The sequence below is a fragment of the Nitrococcus sp. genome, from assembly GCF_059432795.1.
Genome location: NZ_JBXWZQ010000158.1, coordinates 1 through 4,857 on the forward strand (window position 1 = coordinate 1; position 4,857 = coordinate 4,857).

Genomic DNA, 4,857 nt, shown 5'->3' on the forward strand with positions numbered 1-4,857 from the left:
GCGCTCGACGCCGCGGATTATCTATTTTATACCCAGGGCTATTCAGCCACGGGCGTGAATCAGATCATCTCGGAGGCGAACGTCGCACGGGCGAGCTTCTATCAGCACTATCCGTCCAAGAAAGCCCTAGCGCTTGCCTATCTGCGCCGCCGTCATCAAAGATGGTTCGCGCAGTTGCGCGCGCGGGTGGAGGCGGCAACGGATGCGCGGGCACGCCTTTTCGCTCTGTTCGAGTTCCTGGCGGCCTGGCTGCCTGCCACGAATTATCGCGGCTGCGCGTTTTTGAACATCGTTGCCGAATCGCCGAGGCTGGGAGCGGATTTTCAGGCGCTCGTCGGCCGCCATAAATCCGAGCTGCGGGATCTTATACACGCCTTGGTCGCCGAGCTCGACGTGCCATCGCCAGGGCCGATCGCAGACGCGGTGCATCTGTTATGCGAGGGCGCCATCGTGGAGAGTCAGGTGATGCGTGATGCCTGGCCGATTCAGGCTGCGCAAGAGGCGGTGCGCCGCTTGATAGATCGCTGATCGGACAGTCAGGCAGGGGCAAAAAAATTTCCGCGAGAAAAAGACAGAGTGGTCTGTCCAGTTCCTTTGGAAGGAGGTGACACGATGTCCAAGCGACTCGGCATTTACGTATTCGATGGCGTGGAAGTCATCGACTTTTCGGCACCTCTGGGTGTCTTTGCGGTGGCGCGCCGCATGGACCCGGAGCTGGATGCCTTCCTCGTGGGCGATTCCGGTGTTTCCGTCAAGACGACGGCGAACATGGAGGTGACGCCGCGTTACGGCCTCGATGCGCGCCCGGCGATGGACGCCTTCCTGATTCCCGGGGGAATCGGCACCCGCAACGAGATGCATAATGGCCGGCTGCTCGAGTTCGTGCGATCTCTGCCGAACGAAACGCTGCTGGTCAGCGTGTGCACCGGGTCATGGATCTATGGCCGCACCGGATTGCTGGACGGACGCAAAGCGACCAACCGCAAGCACGGCGATCCGTCCGAGAAGCTGCTGCCGATCGACCGCCTCGGCGAGATCGCACCTGCTTGCGTCATCGACCGTCATCGCATCGTGGACACCGGTCGCGTGATCACGGCCGGCGGTATTTCATCGGGGCTCGAAATGGGCCTTTATCTGCTCTCGCGCTTTGGCCACGACGAGAAGTTTGTAGACACCGTAGCCTACATCATGGAATACGAGCGGCAGTGGGCGATGATGAAAAGCGACCGACTCGTCGAGCGACTTGAGTCCTGAGACGGTTGAGCGCATGTACGGCTTCGTTTCAGGCGGAGCCGGTCGCGTGGCCCCGCCCGCTAAGTCGACTGCTCAGCGCTCACCCCGCCGAGATTGAGGCCTACCACGCCGAGGATGATGAACAAGACGCTGATGAACTTCATGAGAGTTGCCGTTTCACGGAAATACAGGATACCGATCGCTGCAATAAAGGCGGTGCCGATCCCGGACCAAAGCGCATAGGCGACACTGACTTCTATTTTCCTCAGCGCAAAGGTGAGCGCCGCAAAAGAGGCCGCTTAAACACAAACAGAAGCAGCGTGGGAACAAACCGGGTGAAGCCCTCCGATAGCTTCATCGAGGTCGTTCCGGCCACCTCCAGGACGATGGCGCCCGCGAGTAGGATCCAAATGTTGCATCGATGCCTCCTGTTTGGTGTGTATCGCGAACCCCGGGATGGCGCAGACGTGCCGGCGTGGATCACGGGATAGGCAGCGGGGTCTCAGCCGGGAGCGCCGAGGATATCCGCCAGAGCCTCGGGTAACTGTGGATAGCGGAAGCGAAAGCCGCGGTCCAGCGCCCGTTGGGGCAACACCTGCTGCCCGGTCAGGAAGAGATGCGCCATCTCGCCTTGACTGGTGCGCACCAGCCAGGCCGGGACACGAATCCAGGCCGGGCGATTGAGTACCCGCCCCAGCGTCTTGGCAAAGTCGCGATTGGTTTGCGGGTGCGGGCTGGTGGCGTTGAACGGCCCATGCAGCTCGGGATCGTCGATCAGGTGCTGTGCCAGGGCGATCCAGTCGTCGATGTGCACCCAGGAGAGCCACTGGCGGCCGTCACCGAGATAGCCGCCCAAGCCGCGGCGGAAGGGGGGCAGCAAGCCGGCGAGGGGCCCGCCGTTCGGGCCCAGAACCGCACCCGAGCGCATCAGGCACACCCGCGCCCCGGCGGCCTCGGCCATCAGCGCCGCCTCTTCCCAGGCCTGGCACAGATGTGACTGATATTCGTCCCCGGCGCTTGAGCGCTCGTCGAGCCGGGTATCACCCCGCGCTCCATAATAGCCCACGGCAGAGCCGTTGATCAGCACCGGTGGCGCGTCGCTGAGGCCATGGATGTACTCGACGACCTCGCGGGTGACCCCGACCCGGCTTTCCACAAAGCGGCGCTTGCGGGTGCGGTTCCAGCGCCCGCTGGCGAGATTCTCTCCGGCGAGGTTGAAGATGACCGCGGGAGCGGAGTCGCTGGGAATCTCCTGCAGGCGGGCGGTAGCCCTCACGGCGGGGCCGAGGTGCTGCTCTGCGCGTGCCACATCCCGCGTCAGCACGAGCACTCGCCATCCCCTGGCGAGGTAGCAGCGAACCAGCGCGCTGCCGATGAAGCCCGTCCCTCCGGTGATCAGCACGGTGGCCATGTACCGTATCCCCTCTCGCGGCGCGTGTTTTGCCCGTTTGCCCGGTTCGGATCGAGCCTCGCTCGCCCGGTGCCCCCGGGAGGCGATGACGCGCTCAGTATAGTTGCCCCGCCTCGCGCAAGCGCAGGGCGGGGCGAAGGTCGGCTTGGCGTTGACAGCGTTCGCACCATTGAATCTGCCGGGGCGATTGCCCTGCGGAGCGTCGTGGGGATTCACGGCTTGCGGGGGGCGCGGAGCGCCCGGCGCATCTCGTTCTAGGGCCGGGTATGTGGCACAGTGACATCGATCATGGATGCGATAACCGAAGAGGTGATGGGATGACGGATCGGCTTCGACGGCGCGCGGTTTTGATTTGCTTGCTCGGCCTGCTGCTGCTCGGTCCGGCGCTCGCCACGTCGCAGGAACAGATACGGCCACGGGTGGCGTTCAATACCAGTGAAGGCCGCTTCATCGTGGAGCTCTACCCGGAAAAAGCGCCAAAGACAGTGGACAATTTCCTGCGTTACGTTCGCGAGGGGTTTTACGACGGCACGATTTTTCATCGAGTGATCTCTGGATTCGTCATTCAAGGCGGTGGCTATACCGCCGAGTACGAGCGCAAGCCGACCCATCCGCCGATCGTCAATGAGGCCGACAATGGGTTGCCCAACGAGCGGGGCACCCTGTCCATGGCGCGGACACGGGACCCCGATTCCGCGACCAGCCAGTTCTTCGTCAACCTTGCCGACAACGATACGTTGAACCGCCGCTCCGCGTCGTACGCCGGCGCCGGCTATGCGGTATTCGGCAAGGTGGTGCAAGGTATGGAGACGATCGACGAGATCGCGCATACGCAGACTGGACCCGCGGGACCCTTTCCCCGCGATGCGCCGCGGCCGGCGATAGTCATCCGCGATGCGCAGGTGCAGCAAGCCGGTTCGGCCGATGAGAAGGGCGAGGGCGGGTGAGCGGCGGCCAAGGAATGCTAACAGGACGCCCAGCCGATCCGGTGGGTGGGTCGCGGTCCATTGCCTCTTTCCTTGGCGCGGCGGCGATTTGCTCGATCGTCTTGGTGACGGCTGCGGCCGCGGCCGCCACGGGCGCGAACGTGTCGGCAGCGAGCGGCCCGGAGAGGAATTTTTTGGGGATGGCGAAAGCTCCGCTCGAAAAGCCGATCACAACCGATCGACCGAGCTTCGGGGACGCGACCGTCACCGTGCCCTCGGGTTGGTTTCTCCTCGAATCCGGCTATCGCTATAGCCGCGACGGCGGGGAGAGTATCCACAATGGCCCCGTGTTGCAGTTACGCTCGGGTTTGGCCCGTAACCTCGAGCTGCGGCTTGGCTGGGATGGCTATGTCCACGCCAGAGATGATCGGCAAGGTGCAGGTAACACCCGTGCGGGCCTGAAGCTGCAAGCGTTGCGCGAGCATGCGCTGGTGCCAAGCGTGGTCGTGATCCCGGAGCTCGTCCTGCCGACGGGCGATGACGACGTCGCGGCCGATGAGGTGGAGCCTGAGGTGCGGGTCGCTTGGAGACACAGCCTCACGTCGTCCCTGGGAATCAGTGGCAATTTCAATGTCGCGGCGCGTGCCGATTCTGACAGCAGCAGACATCTGTTGGAATACGCCGCCTCCCTTGCGACGGGCTTTGCCTTGAGCCGCACCGTCTCGGGCTACATCGAATATTTCGGTATTTTCCGGGAAGCGGGCCTCGGCCGCGACACCCATTCGATCAACTCGGGGCTCGCGTATCTGCTCAGCAATCGCCTTCAGTTCGATGTGTTCGCGGGTGCGGGATTGAATGCCGCAGCGGAGAATATGTTTGCCGGCGTCGGTCTCTCCCGTCTGTGGTAGGCAGCGCGCCCGAACCGCATAGGTTCGCAGGCAGCCGGGATAAGGAGGTTATGGTCGAAGCCGCTCGCGATTCGTACCTGATCGATGGTCCGCAAGGCGCGCCGAGCGTCGTGCTCGCCCATGGTGCCGGTGCACCCATGGACAGTGAGTTCATGAACGCCATCGCCGCCGGTCTGGCACGGCACGGCCTGCGCGTGGTGCGCTTCGAATTTCCTTACATGGCCGCCACGCGTCGCGATGGCAGGAAGCGGCCCCCGGATCGCGAGGCGGCATTGCTCGAGTGCTGGCGCGGCGTCATGCGTGAGCTCGGCGGGACCGAACAGCGAGTAATCGGCGGCAAGTCGCTGGGGGGTCGTATGGCGAGCCTGATCGCCGATGA

General features: G+C 63.7%; 8 protein-coding genes. 5 read left to right on the forward strand and 3 right to left on the reverse strand.

What is annotated here, in order from left to right:
- The coding region (locus AC52Q4_RS11235) for a TetR/AcrR family transcriptional regulator (RefSeq protein ID WP_495536885.1) at positions 1-528 on the forward strand (528 nt) is incomplete at its 5' end.
- An 84-nt stretch (positions 529-612) separates the two neighbouring features.
- Entirely contained in the window at positions 613-1,254 is a 642-nt protein-coding gene (locus tag AC52Q4_RS11240) for a DJ-1/PfpI family protein (RefSeq protein WP_495536886.1), read from the forward strand.
- A gap of 59 nt (positions 1,255-1,313) precedes the next feature.
- On the opposite strand, the gene AC52Q4_RS11245 is transcribed toward AC52Q4_RS11240, so the two are convergent.
- The 3 genes from AC52Q4_RS11245 to AC52Q4_RS11255 are packed head-to-tail and all read right to left on the reverse strand — an operon-like array spanning position 1,314 to position 2,644.
- Entirely contained in the window at positions 1,314-1,502 is a 189-nt protein-coding gene (locus AC52Q4_RS11245) for a DMT family transporter (RefSeq protein ID WP_495536892.1), read from the reverse strand.
- Positions 1,499-1,717: a DMT family transporter gene (locus AC52Q4_RS11250; RefSeq protein ID WP_495536887.1), complete on the reverse strand. Its 219-nt coding sequence runs from the start codon at positions 1,715-1,717 to the stop codon at positions 1,499-1,501. Before AC52Q4_RS11250 ends, AC52Q4_RS11245 begins: the two co-directional genes overlap by 4 nt.
- Positions 1,718-1,735: 18 nt before the next feature.
- The gene (locus tag AC52Q4_RS11255) at positions 1,736-2,644 is read right to left on the reverse strand and encodes a TIGR01777 family oxidoreductase (protein WP_495536888.1); all 909 of its coding nucleotides are present in this window, start codon (positions 2,642-2,644) and stop codon (positions 1,736-1,738) included.
- Between the two features lie 317 nt (positions 2,645-2,961).
- Between AC52Q4_RS11255 and AC52Q4_RS11260 the strand changes: the two genes are divergently transcribed.
- From AC52Q4_RS11260 to AC52Q4_RS11270, 3 genes are all read left to right on the forward strand, one after another.
- Entirely contained in the window at positions 2,962-3,591 is a 630-nt protein-coding gene (locus tag AC52Q4_RS11260) for a peptidylprolyl isomerase (protein ID WP_495536889.1), read from the forward strand.
- Positions 3,592-3,770: 179 nt separating this feature from the next.
- The gene (locus AC52Q4_RS11265) at positions 3,771-4,478 is read left to right on the forward strand and encodes a transporter (protein ID WP_495536890.1); all 708 of its coding nucleotides are present in this window, start codon (positions 3,771-3,773) and stop codon (positions 4,476-4,478) included.
- Positions 4,479-4,528: 50 nt separating this feature from the next.
- A partial coding sequence (locus AC52Q4_RS11270) for an alpha/beta family hydrolase (RefSeq protein WP_495536891.1) occupies positions 4,529-4,857 on the forward strand: 329 nt, incomplete at its 3' end.

Excerpts from the sequence above, each read along its gene's own strand:
- AC52Q4_RS11240 (WP_495536886.1), top strand. The coding sequence starts at position 613 with ATGTCCAAGCGACTCGGCATTTACGTATTCGATGGCGTGGAAGTCATC.
- AC52Q4_RS11255 (WP_495536888.1), bottom strand. The coding sequence starts at position 2,644 with ATGGCCACCGTGCTGATCACCGGAGGGACGGGCTTCATCGGCAGCGCG.
- AC52Q4_RS11260 (WP_495536889.1), top strand. The coding sequence starts at position 2,962 with ATGACGGATCGGCTTCGACGGCGCGCGGTTTTGATTTGCTTGCTCGGC.
- AC52Q4_RS11265 (WP_495536890.1), top strand. The coding sequence starts at position 3,771 with ATGGCGAAAGCTCCGCTCGAAAAGCCGATCACAACCGATCGACCGAGC.